Here is a 24,099-nt window from a genome sequence, read left to right as displayed (position 1 = left end):
AATTCATATGTTTTTTTCTACTTTATAATCTATGTAGTATAAAAAATGAACGAAGATGTTTATAATTTCGACTAATATCTAGGAAGTGAAATTAATCCGATAATATTTCACTAATAAAAATAATAAAAAAAGCGAACCTTTCATGTGTGAATGTTTTGTATATTGTAGGGTAAGCTAATTTTATGAATAAGGAGGGCGAAACAATATGGATAAGAAAGACGAACTTACCCAGATTGTCAAAACAGTTCAAGAAGATATTGGGCAATTTGAGTTATTATACTCACAAATTATTAACAAAATATATTTCTGGTGCTATACAATTGTAAAAGATGACACAACCGCAAAAGACTTAACACAGGAAGCAATGATTCAAATATACAAAAAAATAGCAACAGTACAACAACCAGAATACTTTAGTTCTTGGATGTATAAATTAGTCAGAAATGTATGCTATAACCATTTGAAAGTACATAAACGTAGCGACAAACTAGTATTAGATTCAGATGATTATACTGTTAAGTATGAACAAACAGTTATTGAAGAAAGAAGAGATAGCCTTCCTGAAGAAGCATATAACTTACAGGAGATAAAAAGACTAATAAAACAATTTATTGATAACCTTCCAATGAAACAACGAGAAGTAATTACATTATTTTATCTAGAAGAGATGAAGATAAATGAAATATCAGAAATACTTAACTACAATGCAGGATCAGTAAAATCTCGTTTGCATGCAGGTAGGAAAAATCTAGAACTTCAAATTAAGGAATATCAGGAAAGAAATAACGTAAAACTATACAGTGCATCAATATTGCCATTGCTTGGAGTTATTTTAAAAGATTATCAGGATGATATTTGTAATAAGCAAAACCTGCAATATGACAAAAGTTTATATACAGTTAGCAATAACTCACTATTATTCAATTTCTTACAAATGTTATCAGAAAAGCTTGCAATTGTAATTGCATCAATTGTGGTGGTTGGAGTGATTACAGCTGTTGTAATTATTGGTTTATCAAATCAGGATACGAATAAAGTTGGTGATAAAACAACTTTATCTGCTTTTAATGATCAGGGGATGTATCAAAAAAGTAAAGGGCATCCATACATTGAGGATATAACATATCTAGAATTTCCAATGCGAGAAGGTATAGATGTTACGATTAAACTAAAAGTAGATATAGAAGAAACTGATATGAAAATACTATTCAATAATGAAGAACTGAGCTTTGAAAAAAATCAAAAGGATATATATTTAAAAGTAAGAGAAAACGGTGTATATACTATTGTTACTGATGAATATAAGACGAATTTTGAAATAGACAATATTGACATCTATGCACCTGAACTAGTGGAAGCATTTAATGAAGATGAATATCTATTGCTGGTTATAAATGATGAACAATCACAAATTGATTTTCAGAAATCATTTATAGAGTGGCGAGGAAAAGTATATCAAATACCAAAAGATTACAAGATAAAGGGAAAATTCGATGGTGTAGTTAAAGTAACGTTATTTAACTATAATGAGGATTTTATTGAATATAACTTAGATTTTAAATAATTGTGAGTATAGATATGAAAATGTTTTTAGAAAGTAAAATATGGAGGATAAAATGAAGAAAAAATTATTATTAAGTTTAATAGTTGGTGGATTAGTAGTTGGGCTTACTACAACAAATATTATTAAAGCAAATGAAATAGATATTGAACCAACCGATGAAGTAGTTGAAGAAAATCAAATAGAAAATCAAAAAGAAATTAGTGAGAATGAAGAAACTGAAAATGAAGAATCTTTAATTGAAGATTCTACGGGAGAAACAGAAAAAGAAGTAACGAATAGTAAGATAAGTAGAAGTGAAGGAATGGTTACACCACTTTCTTCTATTGAAACAACAATTACTAGTTGGAGTGACCTAGTAACAGCTATGAATACAGCAGTTGCTAATCCAACAAATGCATATGTGTTAACTTTGGCAAATGATATTTCAGTTGATAGCACAATTACTATGACAAATGGTAATGTAACAATTGATGGCGCTGGATATACACTATTACCAGGTGTTGTTGGTAATACAGGGAGAGCTTTTGATGTAAATACAGGTGCTGGTGAAAATAGACAGGCATCATTGACTTTAAAGAATCTGACAATGTCTCATGCTATTAGAAATGGAGTTTCTAATATGAGGGATTCTTCATCAACAAGCTTATATTTATCTAATGTTACAATTGATGGTTTTGATGGTACAGTCAACAATATGCCAGTTATTTATACTTATGCAAAGACTGAAGGCAGTAATATGGAAATGACAAATTGTACATTTACTAATAATAATTATTCAGGAATGTTATTTACATTTTTAAATTTATCGACTTCAACATTATTGATTGATAACTGTGTTTTTGATAGTAATGAGAGTAGTGCAAGTGGAATTATTAATATTCAAACAAATGGACATGTTATTTTCAAAAATTCAGAAGTAAAAAATAATACTTCAGTGAGTGGAGTCGTTACAATAAATGGAAGTGGAACATCATTTAATTTAGATAGTGTTGTTTTCAGTAATAATAATAGTACAAATAATCAGGCAATTCGTATTACCAATGGTTCATCAGGAACAATAACTGGTGATGTAGAAGGTGGAGTCTACTTTACAACATCTAATATAGAATCTGATGTAACAATAAATGGAAACATCGATGGCGAATTAATCATGGGTGTGGGAAATGCTAAAATAGATGGTGATGCAACTGTTGGTGGTTTAAAACATATCACAGGGGAAGATGGTAAACATTACCTTGAAGTTGGTAATGGCGTTTATTATACTGCAGGAGAAGATGGTAGTTTAGGAAACGATGATGATTACTATATTTACTGTGGTGATGATGGTTTAGTTGGAACAGCAGATGATATTGTTATTTCATCTTGTACAGATGATTTATTTAATTCAGAAGGAAACATAGTAGATTCATTAACGCAAGAAGATATTGATTATGTTGAAGATATTGTGAATCGATTACCTGATGGAGATTTAAAGGAAGAGTTGCTAGATAAAATCATGGATGCACAAAATCAATTTAACGAAAGAGAAGCAGAGAAATCAGTGAATGATTTATTTAATCCAGATGGAACAATCAAAAATAATGTAACACAAGAAGATATCAATGATGCCCAAGATTTAGTTAATAAAGTGACTGATGAAGATAAGAAGAAAGAGTTGCAGGATAAATTAGATGATGCACAAAATCAATTGAACGAAAGAGAAGCAGAAAAAGCAGTAGATGACTTATTCAATCCAGATGGAACAATTAAAGATAATGTGAAACAAGAGGATATCGATGATGCCCAAGATCTAGTTAACAAAGTAACTGATGAAGATAAAAAGAAAGAACTTCAAGATAAATTGGATGATGCACAAAAACAATTAGATGAGAAAGAAGCAGAAAATGTAGTAGATGATTTATTTAATCCAGATGGAACTATTAAGGAGGATCTTACACAAGAAGATATTGATAATGCTGAAGATTTGGTTAATCAATTACCTGCTGGTGATGTAAAGGATGAACTAAAAGATAAGTTGGAAGAAGCACAAAAGCAATATGATGAAAAACACTTTGTAGTTCTTGAAGGATTCAAAGTATTTACAGGGACAGGAAGTGTATATACAAAAATTGATGCACCTGTGGAAAAGTTCTCAAAAGTATATGTAGATGGTAAATTGTTGCCTTCAAGTAATTATGTTGTAACAAGTGGAAGTACAGTGGTTACAATTAATGAAGCATACTTAAAGACTTTAGCAAATGGAACATATGATGTAGAGATAGAATTTGCAAGTGGTGCAAAAGTAGCTACTCCATTAACTGTGAATGTTAAAGGGAATCCATCGGTTGCTCCATCAACAAGTACACCTTCAACTACACCAACGGTAAGTGGTGGGAATACCTCAACTACTGATAATGTAAATACAGGAGATTCAACAGGTTTAATTCAATTATATATGTTATTAGGAGTGTCAATTCTTGTATTTGCAGTAGTTGTTAAAAGAAAAAAAGTGTAATAAAAAATTGATTTGATGATGATATAATCATGATATTGAGATACTTACACTTATTTCAACTTACAGATTTATTTATAAGATTTTAAGATAATAAGGATTGTTGATAAATTCCAATAATCCTTTTTTTATTGGTTTAAGAAATTCACGAAACTGTTGAAACTCTAAATCTTTCGTGCTAATATATTGTTAACTAGTTAATTACAAATGAATTTGTGCACATATTCATTTGGTTATTAAGGTTGTTACTGGTAAAGCAGGCAAAGCTTAAGTAGATATAAATCATATAAATGTATACCAACATTTTTTCGATTTATGTTTATTTGGGCTTTTTTTGATTAAAAAGCCAAGCAATATAAGGGAGGACTGATTTTGTGAGAATTAAGAGAATTTTTAATAACAATGTAGTGTTAGCTTATAAAGATGAAAGCGAAGTTGTTATTTTTGGGAAAGGTGTAGGATTTCAAAAGAAACATGGGGATGATTTAGATAGTGATCGTATTGAAAAGATGTTTACACTGAGTGAAAAGCAGACATCTCATTTTGTGACGCTATTAAATGATATCCCATCAGAATATTCAAACTTAACCTATCGAATTGTGAAACAAGCAGAAGCAGACCTTCATATTGAATTTAATGGAAGTATTTATATTGCAATATTGGATCATATTAACTATGCATTGATTCGAGCAGGAAAAGGAATTTTTCTTCATAACGAATTGTTATGGGAAATAAAGAGGACATATCCAAAAGAATTTGAAGCAGCTTTAAAAACGTTGGATATTATCAAAGAAGAAACTGGATTTGAGTTCCCAGAAGATGAAGCAGGAATGATTGCTTTGCATTATTATAATGCGCAAGATCCTGAAATTCTTATGGAAACAACTTATAAGTCAGCTGAAATTATTTCAAATATAATTAAAATTATTCAATTTCATTTTCGAATTGAGTTTGATAAAGATGAAATGAACTATAATCGCTTGATGACTCATCTGCGATACTTTGTAGCTAGTTTATTAAATGATGAAAGACGAGGCGATGGAAATGCAGATGGTTTCTTGTTTAAGTCGCTTATTCGTCAACATCCTGAGGTCTATGAATGTGCATTAAAGATTAAAAAGTATATTCATGACAGTATTTCTAAAAAAGTATCAAATGAGGAGTTGATGTATCTTATGATTCATATGCAACGAATTATTGAGAAAGAAAAAGGAGAATTACATAATGAAAAATTACGATGAATTAATCGATAAAATTATTGATGGTGTTGGTGGTAAAGATAATATTGAATCAGTGATCCACTGTACAACTAGATTACGGTTTACTTTAAAAGCAAAAGATAAAGCAGATGTGAAAAAGATAGAAGCAATTCCTGGAGTATTAGGAACACAAAGTGGTGCTGGAACATTCCATGTTCTGATTGGACCACATGTAATTGATGTATATAGTCAGTTGATTCAAAGAACGGGAATTCAAGGTGGTGGAGAAGTTGCTGATGATGAGCCAAAAGAAAAAATAGGTTTATTTGATCGTTTCACAAGAATGATGTCAGCAGTATATGCTCCATACATTCCAATTCTGGCAACTGGTGGTATCGCCAGTGGGATTGCTGGATTATTAGTGAACTGGGGAGTGTTAAATGCAGATAGCTTAACGTATCAGTCATTCTATTCAATCTTCTATTCACTGATTTATTTCTTCCCAATCTTGCTTGCATATACAGCAGCAAAACACTTTAAGGGTAACCAATATGTTGCAGCTGTATTAGGTGCAGCTATTATGTATCCTGGTGTATCAAATATGTTGGTAAATGGTGAGAGCGCAAATATGTTTGGAATTAACTTTCCTGCATATAACTTTGCAAGTTCATTTGTTCCTATCTTGTTAGCGGTATTCTGTATGAGTCACTTTGAAAGATGGCTTAAGAAATATGTACCACAAGCAATTCAATTTACGATTGTTCCAGCAGCTTGTCTGTTTATCTTTGTTCCATTAACAATTATGGTATTTGGTCCAATTGGTAGCTTTGTAGCAAATGGAATCTCTGATGCTTATGTAGCACTAATGGATGTACGTATTCTAAGTGGTCTGTTATTAGGAGCATTCTTCAGTTTAATTATCCTGTTAGGTATGCACTGGGCACTTACACCAATTATGTTAGACCTACTTGCGAAACAAGGATTTGAATATGGTTTGGCAGCAGGTGGAATGAGTAACTATGCAATCTTAGGTGTTTGTCTTGCAGTAATGGTGTTTGCTAGAAATAGAGAAATGAAACAAACCGCAGGTTCTGCATCATTTACCTTAGCACTATGTGGTATTTCTGAACCTTCATTATATGGAGTAATCTTAAAAGAGAAGAAATACATTGGTGTTATGTGTGTTGCTGGAGCATTAGGTGGACTAATCTGTGCACTATTTGATGTAGCAGCAGTTAACTTTGCTTATGCTGGAGTATTATCATTTGGGGCATGGTTAAGTACTGTTAACTTCCCATTCTATGTAGTAGCACTTGTTGCATCAATTAGTGCAGGATTTATTCTGACAGCACTAGTAATTAAGGTAGACGAAAGAAAAAAAGCTTAAGTCCAAGCGCTTATAAAAAAGAAAATATAATTGTTTCTCCAATTAAAGGAGAAGTAATTCAATTAAAAGAAGTAAATGACTCATTATTCTCAAATGGAATTATGGGTGAAGGTATTGCAATTCTTCCTGCAAGTGATGAAGTATATGCTCCCATTGATGGGACAGTATCAATTCTGTATAAAACGAAACATGCGATTGGCATAACGGCGAAAAATGGAGTTGAAATATTAATTCACATTGGAATTGATACCGTGTGCTTGGACGGCAAATATTTTGAAACGCATGTGCAGGAAAAAGAGAATATCACAAAAGGTCAAACGTTAATTACATTTGATCATAAGCAATTAAAGGAAGAAGGATTCGATACATCTGTAATTATGGTGATTACCAGTTCCAAAGGAAAAATGGTCTATGTTACAGATGAAGTTGGTTATCTTTCTAAAAAAGAACCTTTGATTCGAATCGGATAAAACAAGAAACAATCTTGAGCTTTGTCTCTTGATTGTTTCTTTCAAGAAAGGAGTCAAAATGAAGTTTGAACATTTATATAAACCAATAGTAATCAATGGAATGATTTCAAAAAATAGGATTGTTGCTGCACCTACTGGTGATGATTATGATGAAAAAGCAATTGGAGGTGCAGGGATTGTCATTGGTGGGCATGCGATTGTTCAATATGGTAAATCTAGTTTTGCCAGTGGAGTAGAGAGCGATGCATTCTCCAAATATGAAGTTGAGAAAACGGTAGAAAGAGTTCGTAAAATTCATGCAGGTGGTGCGAAAGCATCGATTGAATTAATTCATAGTGGACGTTATGCAAGAGTACTGGATTATGCAATGGGTCCAAATGATGAAGTAAGAGATGATGGATTTGAAATAAAAGCAATGGATGAAGCGATGATTCAGGAAGTGTGTGAAGCGTATGCTGAGGTTGCCAAGAATGCAATGGATGTAGGATTTGATATGATTTTCTTACATTTCGGCCATGGTTGGTTACCAGCTCAATTCCTATCACCATTGTTTAATAAAAGAGACGATGAGTATGGTGGTTCATTAGAAAACAGAATGCGTTTTCCTAAACAGATTCTGGAAATGATTCGTAAGAAAGTAGGTCCTAATTTTCCAATTGATATGCGTATCAGTGCATATGAATGGGTAGAAGGATCAATTGAATTTGAAGATGTGAAAACGTTTATTAAAGAAGTAGAACATCTGATTGATACGGTACAGGTATCTGCAGGATTGGATATTAACTTAGAAGGTAATGTGCACTGTGTAACAACCAATTTTATTGAGCATATGCCAAATGTAAAATGGGCGCAAGAAGTAAAGAAGGAAGTATCAATTCCCGTATCAGTAGTTGGTGCAGTGTTATCACCTCAAGAAGCAGATGATCTAATCAAAGAAGGTAAAGTTGATTTAGTTGCCTTTGGTCGTTCTTTCATTGCAGATCCTAATTGGGCAAACAAAGCAATGGAAGATAAAGATGAAGATATTGCACCATGTCTACGTTGTATGCACTGTTATCACATTGCAACCAATCATAAGAATGTGGCATGTTCTGTAAATCCAAGATTTATGAATGAATCATTTATTCCTAGAGATGTACCGACTGCAAAAGAAAAGAAGAAAGTAGTTGTGATTGGTGGAGGACCTGGAGGTATGAAGGCGGCATTAACTTCATCACAGCGAGGTCATGATGTTGTATTATTTGAAAAAGAAAATGAACTTGGCGGACAGTTAAGGTTTGTTAAAAAAGAACACTTCAAACAAGATGCGAGAAGGTATTTGGAGTACCTACAGGCTCAAATAAAGAAAAGTAATATCGATGTTCATATGAATACAGAAGTGACTCCAGAGATGGTAAAAGAGCTTCATCCAGATGCTCTTATTATTGCTGTTGGTGCATATGAATTAACGCCTCCAATTCCTGGAATTGATAAACCTCATGTAATGAGTGGAACACAAGCAATTCAAAAAGAAGAGGAAATCAAAGGGAATGTTGTTGTCATTGGTGGTGGAACAGTTGGTGCAGAAATTGCACTTGAACAATCTCTTATTCATAACAACAATGTGACAATTGTGGAGATGGGAGTAGAGTTAGCACCACAAGGTAATAAACTATACAAAATAGGATTGCGCCAGACGATGGAACAATGTACAACGCTAACTGCATTACTGGAAACATCATGTCTGGAAATCAAAGATGATGTAGTTGTGGTAAAAGATAAAGATGGCAATATTCAAGAACTACCTGCTGATTATATTATTATTAGTACCGGGCTTAGAGCGAAATCAGATTTAGCAAAATCATTTTATGGAATCACACCGAATACAACAATGATTGGTGATTGTGTTCGTCCACGCCTAATTCTTGAAGCAACATTTGAAGGGCATGCAATTGCATTAAATATATAGGAGATTTTTATGGCATTATTTAAGAGAAAGACAAAAGATATTAATATTTATAGTCCAATGGATGGAGAAGTACATTCTATTACAGAGACAGATGATAAAGCATTTGCTAGCCAAATGATGGGGGATGGAGTAATGATCCGCCCAACTGAAGGAACAGTATATGCCCCTTGTGATGCAACAGTGGAAATGATTTTCCCTACGAAACATGCTATGGGATTACGCTTAAAAGATCAGACGGCTATTTTATTACACTTTGGTTTAGATACAGTTGAACTCAATGGCAAAGGGTTTGAAGTATTTGTAGAAAGTGGGCAAAAAGTATCACAAGGCGATCCTTTGATGAAAGGCAATCTTGCTTATTTGAAAGAACATGCAAAAGATAATTGTTTGATTGTAGTCTTTACGGAAATAAATGAAGAACGAAAATTGAGCTATAAAAATGGATCATTCACCCATGAAGATATCATTGCGGAGATAACCACGATAAAAGATTGAAAATGATTTTATAACGGAAGACAGTGAACGCTGTCTTTTTATTTTGGCATAAAAAAGGGATGTTCAAACCTTGTAATTGCAAAAAGGGAAGTTGAACATCCCGAAGGGAAGATACATTTGAAATGGAGGTAACCATGCCAAATGTATCTATCAAATTATAACAGCAATTGAAATTCAAGGATATAATAAATTAATTTCTTAATATGTTCCATTAGTAATAAAGTAAGTAATATAAAATATTAACACAAAAGTGAAGTCATTTAATAAATCACATTTATGTAGTAAGGAATATGGTATTGTTTTGTTGTAGGGAATTAAGTATGAAAAGAATAACTTTGGGAATAGTCTTCATGTTGCTATTAATGTTATGTTCAACAACTAATAAAACAATCAATAATAAAACAAATTTAGACAAAGAAAATCCTATTTATGATGGAGAAAATTCAAGCATTAACTCAGTAGCATCAGGTAATGATTTGCAATACATAAATGCACAGGTAAAGTGTATAATATAAATGTTGGGACAGGAGAATTAACTACTTTTGAATAACTATACAAACATACTTATAGATGTATATTATACTGTGCTATAATAATGAAGACAGTAAGCAAGGTGGATTATATATGAAAATAAAGATGAAAGATATTGCAAATATGGCTGGTGTTTCTGAGACAACAGTATCTTTAGTTTTAAATAATAAAGAAAGTAGAATATCAAAAAAGAAACAGGATGAAATCAAAGAACTTGCCAAGAAATATCATTATCGTCCAAATATGTCAGCGAGAGGTTTAGCTAGCAGAAAGACGAATATGATTGGTTTGGTAATACCTGATATTGAAAACTCCTTTTTTGCTCAATTGGCAAAGAATATTGATTTAATGCTACGAGAAAAAGGATATTTTTTGATACTTACAAATTCAGATGATTCACAGGAAAATGAATTTCAGTTAATTGATCAATTAATCAATATTGGCGTTGATGGGTTACTTATTACACTTTCTAATGAATCTTATAGTGACAAGAAAAAGACGATTGAAAAGTTAAATGAACTTACTGTCCCATACGTATTAATGGACCGTAATCTACCTGAACTAGCTTGTAAGCAAGTGTACTATGATAATGTTTTAGGTGGATACTTAGCAACTAAAATGTTACTTGATGCTGGACATAAAAATATTGGATTTATTAAGGCATCTAGTGAAATAGAAAATGCAAATGATCGTTGGTTGGGATATCAAAAAGCAATGAAAGAAAATAAGATTAAAATCAATGAGGATTGGGTTGCTACAGGTAACTACCGTGTACAAGGTGGATATGATGCAGCTACACAAATATTAGAGAATCAAGAAATTACTGGTGTAGCAGTTGCCAATGATATGATGGCTCTTGGATTTATCAAAAAAGTGAAAGAACAACAACTGGAAATACCTGAGGATATTTCAATTGTTGGGTATGACCATTCAGAGATTTTAGAGGCAATGATTATGCCATTATCTTCCATTATTCAAGATAGTGATAAGCTGGCTGAAGAGTCAGTTAGTTTACTGATTGGTGAAATAGATGGAAGTATAAAAGGTAATGAAAAGCGTGTATTAACGCCAGAAATCTTTGCAGGAAATAGCGTGAAAAAATATATTTGACAAGAAATTTTCCTTATGCTATTATCAAGGTACAAGTTAGGTTGTCACTCTTCGGGAGGCATAACATCAAAAAAGATACACTATGTTTATTTTTTGTGGTTATGTGTTCTGAAGAGTTTTTTTACGTTAGGACTGTTATCTTGATTATAAAGGTTTATAATTAAGATAGGACATTATTGATATAGATATCTGAGTGATAGAGTTATCTATATAACGAATGCTCAAACTGGTAAATTTCAAGTGATAAGGAGGTCATAGCATGAAAGTTATTAAGAAAATTAATAATAACTTTGCAATATGTTTGGATAGAAATAACAATGAATTAATTGCCTATGGCAGAGGAATTGGATTTCCTCAAATTCCATATGAACTAGATAATTTATCAAAGATTGATCGAACTTTTTATGGAATTAATAGTATGTATATTAATTTAATTAATGAATTATCTGAAGAAATAATAAATGCCTCTTATGAGATAGTTGAGGTAGCTGCCAATACAATTGAAAAGGAGTTAAATACAAATATTGTATTTACTCTTGCTGATCATATCAATTTCGCAATTCAGCGAACAGAAGAAGGTATAAAATTTAAAATGCCTTTAATTCATGAGATAAAGCATCTTTATCCTAAAGAAATGGAAATTGGAAATCGATCACTTGTAATAATTAAGAAAATTCTTAAAATTGAACTTCCAAGAGAAGAAGCAGCAAGTATTGCAATGCATTTTATAAACGCTGAAAAGACTCAGCAAGTAATAACTGGTAATATTGATGAAAGAGAAATCATTGATTCAATTACCAAAATTATCGAGGAAGATTTCTCTATCGTGATAAGTAAGGATGGATTGAATTATTCAAGATTTGTAAGCCATATCCAGTATTTATTAAAGCGAAGAGATAGTGAAACTAGTATCTCAAGTGATAACAAAGTATTGTTTGATACGATGAAGAGTGAGTTTAGTAATGCATACTTATGTGCAAAACACATTAAGGATTATTTACATAATAATTTTATGTGGGATATAAGTGATGAAGAATTGTTGTATATGATTTTACATATTAATAGACTGTGTGTTCGAGAGGATTGTCATCGATAACGAGCATAACCCCCACACATAAAAAGCACTTGTTGTTTTTTATATGTGGGTTTTATTTTGGCAAAATCAGTGTAGAAGCACGCTTACATTGTTTGCATATAGATGGAAATAAATTTAAAAGTAAATTAGGAGGTTAGACAATGTCTAATAATAAATATGAAGTATTAGGTACACAAATATTAGAATTAGTTGGTGGAAAAGACAATGTTAGTTCACTGACAAACTGTGTCACAAGATTAAGATTTAATCTAAAAGATCAAAGTTTAGTTGATCAAAACAAAATTAAAGCTCTTTCTGGAGTTATGGGCTGTCAATTTTCAAGTGGACAATTTCAAATTATTATTGGTCCGGACGTAAAGAAAGTGCTGAATGTAATTGCTCCGCAAATTGATGGAAAAGCTAAAAATGTTGGGAAAGAACCAGAAAAAGAAAAGTTAACAATAAAAAATGTATTCTCAAAGATTCTTACAAATTTTACAGCATGTATTACACCAGCATTGCCAGTAATTATATGTGCAGGGATGCTGAAGTTAATTGCTGTAATCGTTGGTCCTATCATGCTTGGATTAATCGCCGCAGATTCAGGAATTTATACAATTTTATCTTTTGCAGGTGATGCAGGATTTTATTTCTTGCCAATATATTTAGGATATACTTCTGCAAAACATTTTAAGACAAGTGTCTTTATTGGGATGTTGCTAGGTGCTATTCTAGTTCATCCATCACTAATGAGTATCGTATTAGAAGGTGGAAGTTTAGATTTTCTAGGTTTGCCAGTAACATTAGTAAATTATTCATCAAGTGTATTACCAATCGTATTAATTGTATGGGTAATGTCATATGTTAGAAGATTTATTGATCATATCATGCCAGAAATGCTGAAAATGATTTTAGTAGATGTATTAACAGTAGTAATTATGTTACCAATTGCATTATGTGTTCTTGGACCTTTAGGAAGTATTCTAAGTACCTATATTACAAGTGCATTCTTAGCAATTCACAGTGTTCTAGGGCCATTAGGTATTGGGCTAATCGCTGCTTTATACTTGCCACTTATTCTTACTGGTATGCATCATGCAGTAAATCTTGCGGCAATTGTTACGATGACAAGTATGGGTTATGATAATGTGATCTTCGTAGCTGCAGCAGCTGCAATCCTTTCGGTATTAGGATCAAACTTAGCATTTATCATAAAAGCAAAAAAAGCAGAGAACAGGAGTTTAGGAATTACTGCAACTATCATGCAGGCAGTAGGAGGTATTGTTGAACCAACATTGTTCGGAATCTATCTACCTTATAAAAAAATATTTGTAGCGCAATCAATTGGAGCCTTTACTGGTGCAACAGTAATGGGATTCCTAGGTTGTAAAATGTATGCATTAATGGGGTCAAATATATTTGTTCTTGCAGGTTTCTTAGGTGAAGAATCAAATAACTTTATTTATGCATGTATAGGTTGTGCAATAGCAATTATTGTTGCTTTTATTCTAACTTTTATTCTGGGATTTGATGAAAATCAAGAAGTAATAGAAGAATAAAATGAACTTAATAATAAATGCAGATGATTATGGATTAACTGTAAATGTCAGCAAAGGTATTATAGAAGGAATGAAAAAGGGAATTATTAGTGATACAAGTGCGATTGTATCGACAACAGATTTTCTTGAAAGTGCAAAAATGGCATTAGAGAATGATATATGTGAGATGGGGCTTCATTGTTTACTAACAATGGGGCAACCTATCTTACCAGTAAGTGAATGTAAATCTTTGGTGAATGAGAAAGGTTATTTCTATAGCAGAGAAGAGTTTAAACATAGAGAAGTAAATATAGATGAAGTTAGAAGTGAACTAGAAGCACAAATTGAACGATTTACTAGTACAGGATTAAAACTGAATCATTTAGACACTCATCATGGATTTATGAATAAGTCAGAAGAAATGACAAAGTTATTTATTGAATTAGCAATTAAATATGATGTTCCTTTGCGAAATGAAGCATCAAGAAAAGGTGATAAAAGGCTAATGAATTATTATAAAGAAGCAAAGATTTTGCAAACAAATCACTTGTTCTTTAATACGAAGCTGCCTTATCACACGGTTGAAGAAATTATAGAATACTTGGAGATTGCATTAGAAACTTGTGGGGTTGTAGAAATAGGATGTCATCCTGGGTATTGTGATGAATTACTTAAAAGAATTTCAGTGCTTAATAGTGATCGAGAGAAAGACTTAAAAGTATTTGAAAACCAATCATTGATAAATTTTATTCGTAAAGAAAATATAACTTTACTATCTTATTCCGATTTTAAAAAATGGAATGGAAAGAAGGAGAAATATGAAGAAGATATTATTTCGTGCAGATGACTTAGGTTATAGTGAAGCCGTTAATTATGGAATTGAAAAAAGTATTAAAAATGGATTAATCCGAAATATAGGCATAATGGTAAATATGGAAGCAAGTGATCATGGTATTGCTTTGATAACATCAACAGATGTATGTGTAGGATTACATGTAAATATAAGTAATGGATATCCATTATCAGAACTTCAAAGCATCAAAAGTATAACTACAGAGAAAGGTATATTTAAATCAACAAAAGAATATACACAATCTACAGAGGATATTGTAATTTTAGAAGAAGCTCTTTTAGAAGTTGAAGCACAATACCATAAATTTATTGAATTAGTTGGAAGAAAACCTGCTTATATGGATGGACATGCTGTTTCAAGTAATAACTTTTTTAAAGCAATTATGATGATTGCAGATAAATATAAAATTAAGTATTCCCCTCTTCCTATAAGCATGGAAGAACCAGTTGAAATTGGTAATACGATGGTATATTTATATGGAGGAAGTACAAAAGAAAAAAGTCCTAAAGAATGTTTATATGAAGTGGTTTCTAATATGGATGATAATTCTTGCAGTTTAATCGTTTATCATCCAGGATACTTAGATGCATATATTTTAGAAAGTTCCTCTTTAACATTATCTCGTCCATTTGAAACACAGATGTTAATTAGTGATGAAATAAAAACTTATATTAATGAAGAACATATTAGTTGTATTACATATGATGAATTATAAAGGAGAAAACTTATTATGGCAGTGATGAATGTGACTTACATGTCTTATTGCTTAAAAAGATATGTAGATTTTAAAGTGATTTTACCAATTGAGGATACAAAGAGTTTTGACAAGAATCCTAGTGATAAACCAAATAAATTCAAAACACTGTATTTACTTCATGGATTTGCAAATAATGCAGGTGATTATTTATATAGTAGTAGAATTTTTAAAATTGCAAGGGATCTTAATTTGGCAATTGTATTTCCAAGTGGGGAAAATAGTTTCTATGTTGACCAAGAAGATACAGAAATGTTGTATGGAAGTTATGTTGGAAAAGAACTTGTAGAGGTAACTAGAAAAATGTTTCCACTATCCTCTAAAAGAGAAGATACATTTATTGGTGGAATATCTATGGGTGGTTTTGGTAGTTTATTAGTAGGAAGTAGATTTGCCGAGACTTTTGATTCTATTTTCTGTTTGTCTGGTGGATTTATTACTGAAGATTTAGTGAAAGAAGAACATCCAGATTATCTAGCTCAAGCAACACCGGCATTTTTCAAAAATATATTTGGCGATTTTGATACTATAAAAAACAGTGAAAAAGACCCATTATTTACATCGATAAATGCTCATAATAAAGGAATACTTCCTGCGCTTTATATGGCTTGTGGAAAAGAGGATTATGTTTATGATAATAATGTAAACATGGTAAACAAACTACGCGATTCTGGAATTAATCTCTGTTGGGAGGTTGCAAGTGGGAAACATGATTGGGTTTTTTGGGATGTATATCTCGAGAAAGCAATACATTGGTGTTTAGCACAGAAGGACAAACAAATATGAAAGATATAGAAATCTCAAGTATTGATGATAGCACATGGATTATCTCTAATGGAAGTGGCAATGGTAAAACTCATAATTATTTGATTGAAGGAGAGGATTATGCTGTGTTAATTGATACTGGACTTTGTGTTTTAGACTTGAAAGGTATAACTCAAACATTAATTTCAAAAGAAGTAATCGTTATTAATACCCATGGCCATTTGGATCATATAGCAAATAACCATCAGTTTGATTCTATTTACATGCATCCAGAAGATGAAAAGGTGTTAGAAGAACATTCTTCTTATGAATATCGTCATCATCTTATTGCACAAAGAATCATGGATAAAGGTTGTCCAAACTGGCTGTTTCACTTACCTATGATTCAAGAGGAACTCGATAAACACTGTCGCCTTCCCAAGCAGAATAAATATAAAGAACTTTATGATGGACAAATTTTTGACTTAGGAAATAGAGTGTTGGAAATAATTCATACACCAGGACATACTTGTGGTTCAATAAGTGTACTTGATTCAAAAAAGAAACGCTTGTATGTTGGAGATAGTGTATGTGAGAAAGGTGTATTGTTGCATTTTGACCATTCTGCTTCATTAGATATTTACCAGAAAAGCCTAAATAAGCTAAGAGATGTATATCCATTATTTGAAGAAATATATCCAGGACATCAGATGTATCCGTTATCCATATACTGGATTGATGATTACATCAGAGGTATTGATAAAATAAATAATGGTAGTGCATATTATACAAAAGTTGTGAGTAATACAGGGACAGGTTATCTTGTTAGTTATGGTAGGGCAACACTATCATGTCCTGAATCAGCAATAAAAAGAATATAAACAAGGAGTCTATATGAATCATTTTAAAAGCGAGTATATTAGTGACAAAGTTATAAGAATTATTGATCCAATAAATGTAGCGATGTATCTTGTAATTGGTGACAATAAAGCATGTTTAATTGATACAGGAGATGGTTTTGGTAATCTAAGTGAGTATGTAAAGACATTAACTGATAAGCCAGTATTTGTTGTGTTGACACATGGCCACGTCGATCATGTGGGAGGTGCTGGACTGTTTGAAGATGTGTATTTGAATCCTAAGGATTATGAAGTATACAGAGAACATAGCTCTCAGGAATATCGCAGTCAGTTTTTTGGACAATTTCCAGGAGGAGATGAGTTTATGAAAATATCCTGCAGTCCAATAAAAGATAATTTTCATCCCCTTAGCGATAAAGAAAGCTTTGATTTAGGTGGAATTTCAATAGAGGCAATCGAAGTAGCTGGGCATACAAAAGGTACAATGATGATGTTAATTCCTGAAGAAAAGATGATGTTATTTGGTGACGCATGTGGAGTGAGTGTTTTGCTGTTTGAAGATTACGCAACTACTGTTGAGGAATATCGAACTTCATTACTTCGAATAAAAAAAGAATATGAATCAAAGTATAATCGTGTGATTAGAAACCATGGAACATTTGAATCTGATCCATCTATTTTGGATAATGTAATTTCATGTTGTGATGATATCTTGAATAAACAAGATGATCATGTTGAAACAGAAGTGTTTGGAGAAAAAGGTTTTTATTACGCTAAACGTGTAGATCAAAAAGGTCAACGAATAGATGGGGTACAAGGGAACTTAATCTATCGATTTGATAAGGTACAATGAGATGAAACTAAAAATATACTTAACTAAACTATTATATAATTTGTCAATTTTTAATAGAATTAAATGGAATAAAACATATCCAGAAGATAAAAAAATTCATATATATAAAAATATTAAATATTCAGAAAACTATGGAAGAAAAAGTAAATTAGATATTTTTGTCGCAGAAGAAGCAAGTGAAAATCAGCCAGTTATTATTCATATACATGGTGGAGGATGGACTGTAGGTGATAAAAAAGACGTACTTGGATACTGTAGGTATCTGGCTACGAAAGGGTATACAACTGTAGCAATTAACTATAATCTTGCACCTAAAACTGCACATCCTGATCAGGAGCAAAATGTATTAGAAGCAATAAAATGGATTTATGAGAATATTGAAAAATATAAAGGAGATGCAAAGAATATTATTTTATCAGGGGATTCTGGAGGAGCATATTTAGCTGCAGTAGTAGCAACTGTTTGCACTAATGAAACATATGCAAAGTTATATGATTTAGTACGCCCAGAATATGCTGATTTTATTAAAGGGATGATTCTATTTTATGGAGTTTATGATTTTAGAACAGCAGTTCATTCAGAGTTTCCATTATTAGATATTTCTTATAATGCTTTTCTAGGAACAGTTGATGTCGATAATAATATGGACTTAATGAATGAAGCATCTGTAATTGATTATATAACTGAAAATTTTCCTAAATCAATTGTTATTTCAAGTGAGATTGATCCTTTACATAATTCACAATCAGTAGGATTTGTAAAGAAGGCAAAACAAATAGGAATCAATGTGACAGATGTATTTTTTGATCAGACATATACAGATGCACAACATGGCTTTTTGTATGATTATAAACGAACTTGTACAAAGGAAAGCATGAGTAGTATTCTTAAGTTTTTAGAAAATAATGAGTAGATAATGCTCATTATTTTTTTGAAATTGTTGAAAACTAAAAATAGCATTTAAATATAATGAAATATAAATATCGTAACTGAAGTATAGAAATCAGAAAATAAAAGTAAAATTTGACAACGCTTACATTATATGTTAATCTCGAGTTATAGAAAGAAATAAAAAATTTATTTCTTTTAATTTTTAAAATCTAGATAAAGCGCTTTACCTTTAATGTTTTCATGTATGAATAGTAGAGAAAAGAGGTGAAGTATTAATTTTTGATAATTTGATAAAGCGCTTTATCAAAGAAAGGAAAAAAGATGAGCGAATTAAAGAGAAATGTAATTATTGATACAGATCCAGGAATCGATGATGCAGTTGCGATAGCAATCGCACTATACTCAGATCAATTAGATGTTAAGTTAATAACAACGGTTGCTGGAAATGTGAGTAGTGAGAAGGTCACATTGAATGCTAAAAAACTAATAACGTTTTTTGGTAAAGATACTCCAATTGCAAAAGGAGCAACAAGACCACTGTTAAAGGATGCAGTGGATGCAAGTGATATTCATGGTGCAACTGGAATGGAAGGCTTTGACTTTCCTCAACCAAATAATGAGTTATTGTTAAAGGAACATGCAGTAAATGCAATCGCAAATACAATCAGAGCGTCAGAAGAAAAAACAACGATTGTAGCAATTGGGCCACTTACAAATATCGCAATGTTTATTCGTATGTATCCTGAATTGTTAGATAAAGTAGAAGAGATTGTCATGATGGGTGGAGCACTTGGTCGTGGTAATAAAGGAGTCCTCTCTGAATTTAATATTGCAGTAGATCCAGAGGCAGCACAAATTGTATTCACAAGTGGATTACCACTAGCGCTGGCACCACTTGATGTTGCTTGGAAATCACTTGTTGTGCCTGAAGATAGCGAAAAAATCAGAGATATGAATAATGTTGGTAATATGATGTATCTGTTATTTAAAAAATATCGTGGAGGAAGTTTCCAAACTGGTTTAAAAATGTATGACAGTTTTGCAGTAGCGTATTTACTAAAACCAGAAATGTTCACCATTGAAGAAACATTTGTTGGTATTGAAGTAAATGGTGTATATACTGCAGGAGCTACTTCAATTGATTTAAAAGGATACTTGGGAAGGGAAAGTAATTGTAGAGTGTGTGTTGACGTTGACCCAGATCAATTTAAAAATTGGTTTTTAGAGTCAATTGAGAAATGCGTATAGGGGGAAAGAAAAATGATAGAAGCATTATTAGTAATCGTAGTTATGGGTGTTGTAGGTTACTTAATTGTTAAGAACTATAACCCAACATTTGTATTAATTTCAGCAGGATTAATTTTATTAGCGTGTGCAACATTATTAGGCCATGCATTATATCCTGAAGGAGAAGGAACAGGATTTGCATTATTTGATATATTCTTATCATTCAAAGATGCAATTATTAGTCAAATTGGCGGAGCAGGATTAGTTGTAATGATTCTGTTTGGATACTCTGGATATATGAACCATATTGGTGCAAATCAAAAGGCAGTAAATGTACTTGTAAAACCAATTATGAAAATTAAATCAAAGGCATTGTTTGTTCCAATTGTATTCTTATTGGGTAACTTAATGTCACTAGTAGTTCCAAGTGCATCAAGTCTTGCTGTTATCTTAATGGCAATTCTATATCCACTATTACAAGGAATCGGTATTTCATCAATGACTGCCGCAGCAGTTATTGCAATGACAGCAACAATTATGCCTACACCTTTAGGTGCAGACAACGTAATTGCAGCAGAAGTATTAAATTATAACTTATTGGATTATGTAATCTGGCATGCAAAAATTTCAATTCCAGTATTATTGATTTTAGCAGTTGTACATTACTTCTGGCAAAAACACTGTGATAAAACAGAAGGTGAAGCAGCATTTGTAAAAGTTGACACTTCTAACTTATCTGAAGTAGAAGAAGCAAAAGTACCTACATTCTATGCATTGTTACCATTATTACCATTAGTTATGATTATTGGTGTTGGTATTGCAAGTATGGTAACAAATGAAATTTCTATGGATATCTTTGTATTAACAGTAATTTCGTTCTTTATTGTTGTTGTTATTGAAACAATCAGACACAAGTCACTTAAATTATCACAAGAAGCAGCAGTTGAAATGTTCAAAGGAATGGGACAAGGATTCAGTCAAGTTGTATTGTTAGTAGTTGGTGGGGTTCTTGTAACAACAGCAATTCAAAACTTAGGTGTTATTGATTCATTGATGAGTATGGTTGAAAATACATCTGCAGCAGGTATCGTGACTTCATTAATCTTCAGTGGTGGAACAACAATCTTTGGTGTTCTTGCTGGTGGTGGTTTATCAATGTTCTATGCAACAATTGAATTACTACCTGATATTGCAGCTAGAGCAGGTATTGATGGTATTCTTATTGCCTTGCCAATGCAAATGATTGCAAACTTAGCTAGAACAATTTCACCAGTAGCAGCAGTAATGATGATTGTTTCATCTTCAGTTGGAGTATCTCCAATGAAGTTATTGAAACGTACTAGTGTACCAACAATTGTCGGAATTATCTTAGTAGTAGTGTTATCAATTATTATTCTTCCATATTAAGGACTAATGAAATTTGAAGTAGCTACTGCACAACATATTGATGAATTGGTGCAAATTTTAGAAGAAGCAAAAATAAACATGGAAAGACAGAATATTTATCAGTGGAATAAACAATATCCAAATCGAGAGTTAATCCTTAACGATATCGATAAGCAAGAACTATACATATTAAAAGATCGAACGGATACGATTGTTTGTATGGGAACTTTTTCAGAGAGTTCCATCAAAGAAATTACGATTCCAATTGATACAAAAGCAGTTTTTATTAAACGTCTAATCGTAAAAGCAAATACATGTGGACAGGGATTGGCGAAGGAATTAATTGATAAATATATAGACAAGTGTGAATTGAAAGATAGAGAATTGTATTCTTGTACAAATCATACCAATCTTCCAATGCAGCGAGTACTTGAGAAAATGAACTTCAGAGTAGTTGAATCATTTGTTATAGAAGAGCGTAAAGCTTATGGTAATTTCCATTTATATTATAAGAAAGTGGGGAGAATAGATTGACAAATAGCGTTGTTGTATTAGGTAGTATTAATCTTGATATTGTTTTGCATACCGACCGATTGCCCAAGATCGGTGAAACAATTGTTGGAAAAGGAATCGATTATCTTGTGGGAGGTAAAGGTTCCAACCAGGCAGTGGCAATATCACGTAGTGGTGGAGATGTTGCACTTCTTGGAAAAATTGGAGCAGATACATTTGGTGACAAAATTCTTAGTTATTTAAAGGAAGAAAAAATGGATTTAAGTCATCTGATGATTGAACCTAATTTCTTTACTGGTATTGCAAGTATATTTAAATTACCAGAAGATAACTGTATTACAGTAATATCTGGAGCAAATGAATTAGTAGATAATACATTTGTTGATTCAGTTGTTGATGTTATAAAAGAAGCAGATATTTTACTGATGCAGTTAGAGATTCCAGTTTCAACAGTGAAGTATGCATTACGAATAGCTAAACAAAATGGAGTTACTACTGTTTTAAATCCAGCCCCATTTAATAGTGAAATTCTAGATACATTAGATTATGTAGATTACATAACACCTAACGAAATAGAATTTGAGGAACTTTGTAATAAAACACTAGATACAGAAGAAGTGTTCTTCGAAGAAATGGTGAAGTGGGATAGAGAACACTCTACAAAACTGATCGTAACTAGAGGAGGCGCTGGAGTATCATTTGTTGAAGATGGAAAAGTTGAGACCATCCCAGCATATCCTGTAGAAGTAATAGATACTACTGGAGCAGGAGATACATTTAATGGAGTATTTGTAACATCCATAGCAAGAGGCATGTCGTTGAAAGAAGCAGTTCGTTTCGCAAGTGTTGGTGCATCTATGTCAACTAGATCATTAGGAGCACAAACTGGTATTCCAACATTTGAAGAAATTGAATCATATATTGAGAAAAACTAATAATAGTATTAAGAAGTCATCATTTTATTTAGCGTAAAATGATGACTTTATTGTATATTAGCAGAAAGAAATATAGTTAATAAAATATATAAGTAATTTGGATTGACAACCTCTATATGATAGTGATAAAGTGGTTATTGTTAGCAAAGGCTAACTATAGATTAGTACACTAATTAGGAGGAGTACATGAAAAAGATATTATCAGTATTTTTTGCGTTAGCAATTATCGTTACTGGATGTTCAGGAGGAAGTTCTTCAGACGACGACAAAGATACATCAAATACTAATGGAGAGTTTCCAATTGTAATTGAACATGCATTTGGGGAGACTACAATTGAAGAAAAACCAGAACGTGTAGTTTCAATTGGTTGGGAAAACCAAGATGTTGCATTAGCTTTAGGTGTTGCACCTGTTGCGATGTCGACACCTGCTTATGGATTAACAGGTGATGAAACAATGCGTGTTTGGACAAAAGAGAAATATGAAGAATTAGATGCTGAAGAGCCAACAATCTTTAATGATTTAAATGAGTTGGATTTTGAAGCAATTGAAAAAGCGAATCCTGATGTAATTCTTGCGGCTTACTCAGGTATTACACAAGAAGATTATAATATGTTAAGTGAAATTGCACCAGTGATTGCTTATACAGGAGAACCATTTGTAATTACATGGCAGGAACAAATCGAACAAGACTCAAAAGGGTTAGGTTTGGAAGCTGAAGGTAAAGCATTAATTGAAGAGTTAGAAGCAATGATCAATGATGAAGTAGCGAAGTATCCATCATTAGACGGAAAAACAGCTACATTTGCATGGTTTGATGCAAGTGATACGTCGTCATTCTTTGTATATGGTAATGCAGATCCACGTTCTAAATACTTACAAGATATGGGATTAGAATTACCTAGTGAAGTAGAAACAGTTACTGATGATGCAGGTGGATTCTTTGCGACAATCAGTGCTGAACAAGCTGAAATCTTAAATGATACAGATATTTTGGTTATCTATGGTGGTAACGAGGAATTGTTAGTTACATTACAGGCAGATCCTATTTTAGGGAAAATTCCAGCAATTCAAAATGGATCAGTTGTATTACTAGAAACTGATGAACCAGTTACAATTGCAGCAGCTACACCTACAGCATTATCAATTCCATATGCAGTGGAAGATTATGTGAAAATGATTGGTGGAGCAGCAGAAAAAGTTAAGTAATAATTATTACTTTGTTACTACTTTTTAAAAATTAAATCGTAATTTTAGAAAATACTGGGAGCTAAC

At 32.2% G+C, this 24,099-nt stretch carries 22 protein-coding genes; all 22 read left to right on the top strand.

All coding sequences use genetic code 11. The features are described from left to right. The first annotated feature begins 205 nt into the window (after positions 1 to 205). Complete coding sequence (locus J2S15_RS05580; RefSeq protein ID WP_307406259.1) at positions 206 to 1,564, top strand: RNA polymerase sigma factor; 1,359 nt, start codon at positions 206 to 208, stop codon at positions 1,562 to 1,564. A gap of 52 nt (positions 1,565 to 1,616) precedes the next feature. Next, on the top strand, positions 1,617 to 4,058 hold the full coding sequence (locus tag J2S15_RS05575; RefSeq protein ID WP_307406258.1) for a right-handed parallel beta-helix repeat-containing protein: 2,442 nt from the start codon (positions 1,617 to 1,619) through the stop codon (positions 4,056 to 4,058). Positions 4,059 to 4,429: 371 nt separating this feature from the next. After that, positions 4,430 to 5,296, top strand: coding sequence for a PRD domain-containing protein (locus J2S15_RS05570; protein WP_307406256.1), 867 nt, complete (start codon positions 4,430 to 4,432; stop codon positions 5,294 to 5,296). Beyond that, positions 5,280 to 6,641, top strand: a complete 1,362-nt coding sequence (locus J2S15_RS05565) for a PTS transporter subunit EIIC (RefSeq protein WP_307406253.1) — start codon at positions 5,280 to 5,282, stop codon at positions 6,639 to 6,641. The genes J2S15_RS05570 and J2S15_RS05565 overlap by 17 nt, the downstream gene beginning before the upstream one ends. Positions 6,642 to 6,667: 26 nt before the next feature. After that, positions 6,668 to 7,111, top strand: a complete 444-nt coding sequence (locus J2S15_RS05560) for a PTS sugar transporter subunit IIA (protein WP_307406404.1) — start codon at positions 6,668 to 6,670, stop codon at positions 7,109 to 7,111. 58 nt (positions 7,112 to 7,169) lie between these two features. Continuing rightward, positions 7,170 to 9,059: an oxidoreductase gene (locus tag J2S15_RS05555; protein WP_307406251.1), complete on the top strand. Its 1,890-nt coding sequence runs from the start codon at positions 7,170 to 7,172 to the stop codon at positions 9,057 to 9,059. A 9-nt stretch (positions 9,060 to 9,068) separates the two neighbouring features. Then, complete coding sequence (locus tag J2S15_RS05550) at positions 9,069 to 9,554, top strand: PTS sugar transporter subunit IIA (protein ID WP_307406250.1); 486 nt, start codon at positions 9,069 to 9,071, stop codon at positions 9,552 to 9,554. 350 nt (positions 9,555 to 9,904) lie between these two features. Beyond that, positions 9,905 to 10,069, top strand: a complete 165-nt coding sequence (locus J2S15_RS05545; RefSeq protein ID WP_307406248.1) for a hypothetical protein — start codon at positions 9,905 to 9,907, stop codon at positions 10,067 to 10,069. A gap of 109 nt (positions 10,070 to 10,178) precedes the next feature. After that, positions 10,179 to 11,195, top strand: a complete 1,017-nt coding sequence (locus J2S15_RS05540) for a LacI family DNA-binding transcriptional regulator (protein ID WP_307406246.1) — start codon at positions 10,179 to 10,181, stop codon at positions 11,193 to 11,195. A 259-nt stretch (positions 11,196 to 11,454) separates the two neighbouring features. Beyond that, positions 11,455 to 12,291 carry a PRD domain-containing protein gene (locus tag J2S15_RS05535; protein WP_307406244.1) on the top strand — a complete coding sequence of 279 codons (837 nt, stop codon included), beginning with the start codon at positions 11,455 to 11,457 and terminating at the stop codon, positions 12,289 to 12,291. A gap of 140 nt (positions 12,292 to 12,431) precedes the next feature. Beyond that, the gene (locus J2S15_RS05530) at positions 12,432 to 13,829 is read left to right on the top strand and encodes a PTS transporter subunit EIIC (RefSeq protein WP_307406243.1); all 1,398 of its coding nucleotides are present in this window, start codon (positions 12,432 to 12,434) and stop codon (positions 13,827 to 13,829) included. Between the two features lies 1 nt (position 13,830). Beyond that, positions 13,831 to 14,655: a ChbG/HpnK family deacetylase gene (locus J2S15_RS05525; protein WP_307406241.1), complete on the top strand. Its 825-nt coding sequence runs from the start codon at positions 13,831 to 13,833 to the stop codon at positions 14,653 to 14,655. Further along, positions 14,627 to 15,376 (top strand): ChbG/HpnK family deacetylase, encoded by a 750-nt coding sequence (locus J2S15_RS05520; protein ID WP_307406239.1) that lies wholly within the window; start codon positions 14,627 to 14,629, stop codon positions 15,374 to 15,376. The genes J2S15_RS05525 and J2S15_RS05520 overlap by 29 nt, the downstream gene beginning before the upstream one ends. A gap of 15 nt (positions 15,377 to 15,391) precedes the next feature. Continuing rightward, the gene (locus tag J2S15_RS05515) at positions 15,392 to 16,201 is read left to right on the top strand and encodes an alpha/beta hydrolase (protein ID WP_307406238.1); all 810 of its coding nucleotides are present in this window, start codon (positions 15,392 to 15,394) and stop codon (positions 16,199 to 16,201) included. Further along, on the top strand, positions 16,198 to 17,040 hold the full coding sequence (locus J2S15_RS05510) for an MBL fold metallo-hydrolase (protein ID WP_307406236.1): 843 nt from the start codon (positions 16,198 to 16,200) through the stop codon (positions 17,038 to 17,040). The genes J2S15_RS05515 and J2S15_RS05510 overlap by 4 nt, the downstream gene beginning before the upstream one ends. A 13-nt stretch (positions 17,041 to 17,053) precedes the next feature. Next, on the top strand, positions 17,054 to 17,872 hold the full coding sequence (locus J2S15_RS05505; RefSeq protein ID WP_307406234.1) for an MBL fold metallo-hydrolase: 819 nt from the start codon (positions 17,054 to 17,056) through the stop codon (positions 17,870 to 17,872). A gap of 1 nt (position 17,873) precedes the next feature. Beyond that, positions 17,874 to 18,785, top strand: a complete 912-nt coding sequence (locus J2S15_RS05500; RefSeq protein WP_307406232.1) for an alpha/beta hydrolase — start codon at positions 17,874 to 17,876, stop codon at positions 18,783 to 18,785. A 299-nt stretch (positions 18,786 to 19,084) separates the two neighbouring features. Next, a complete protein-coding gene (rihC, locus tag J2S15_RS05495; protein ID WP_307406230.1) occupies positions 19,085 to 20,011 on the top strand; it encodes a ribonucleoside hydrolase RihC in 927 nt (308 codons plus the stop codon). Between the two features lie 12 nt (positions 20,012 to 20,023). Further along, entirely contained in the window at positions 20,024 to 21,397 is a 1,374-nt protein-coding gene (dcuC, locus tag J2S15_RS05490; protein WP_307406228.1) for a C4-dicarboxylate transporter DcuC, read from the top strand. A 6-nt stretch (positions 21,398 to 21,403) separates the two neighbouring features. Further along, positions 21,404 to 21,910: a GNAT family N-acetyltransferase gene (locus J2S15_RS05485; protein ID WP_307406226.1), complete on the top strand. Its 507-nt coding sequence runs from the start codon at positions 21,404 to 21,406 to the stop codon at positions 21,908 to 21,910. After that, entirely contained in the window at positions 21,907 to 22,824 is a 918-nt protein-coding gene (rbsK, locus tag J2S15_RS05480) for a ribokinase (protein ID WP_307406224.1), read from the top strand. The genes J2S15_RS05485 and rbsK overlap by 4 nt, the downstream gene beginning before the upstream one ends. Positions 22,825 to 23,010: 186 nt before the next feature. Continuing rightward, a complete protein-coding gene (locus tag J2S15_RS05475; protein WP_307406222.1) occupies positions 23,011 to 24,033 on the top strand; it encodes an iron-siderophore ABC transporter substrate-binding protein in 1,023 nt (340 codons plus the stop codon). Positions 24,034 to 24,099: the final 66 nt, after the last annotated feature.

This window comes from Breznakia pachnodae (assembly GCF_030814225.1).
Taxonomy (GTDB): Bacteria; Bacillota_I; Bacilli_A; order Erysipelotrichales; family Erysipelotrichaceae; genus Breznakia; species Breznakia pachnodae.
Note: the sequence above shows the minus strand (reverse complement) of the source record. Positions and strands in the feature narration are given on the sequence as shown.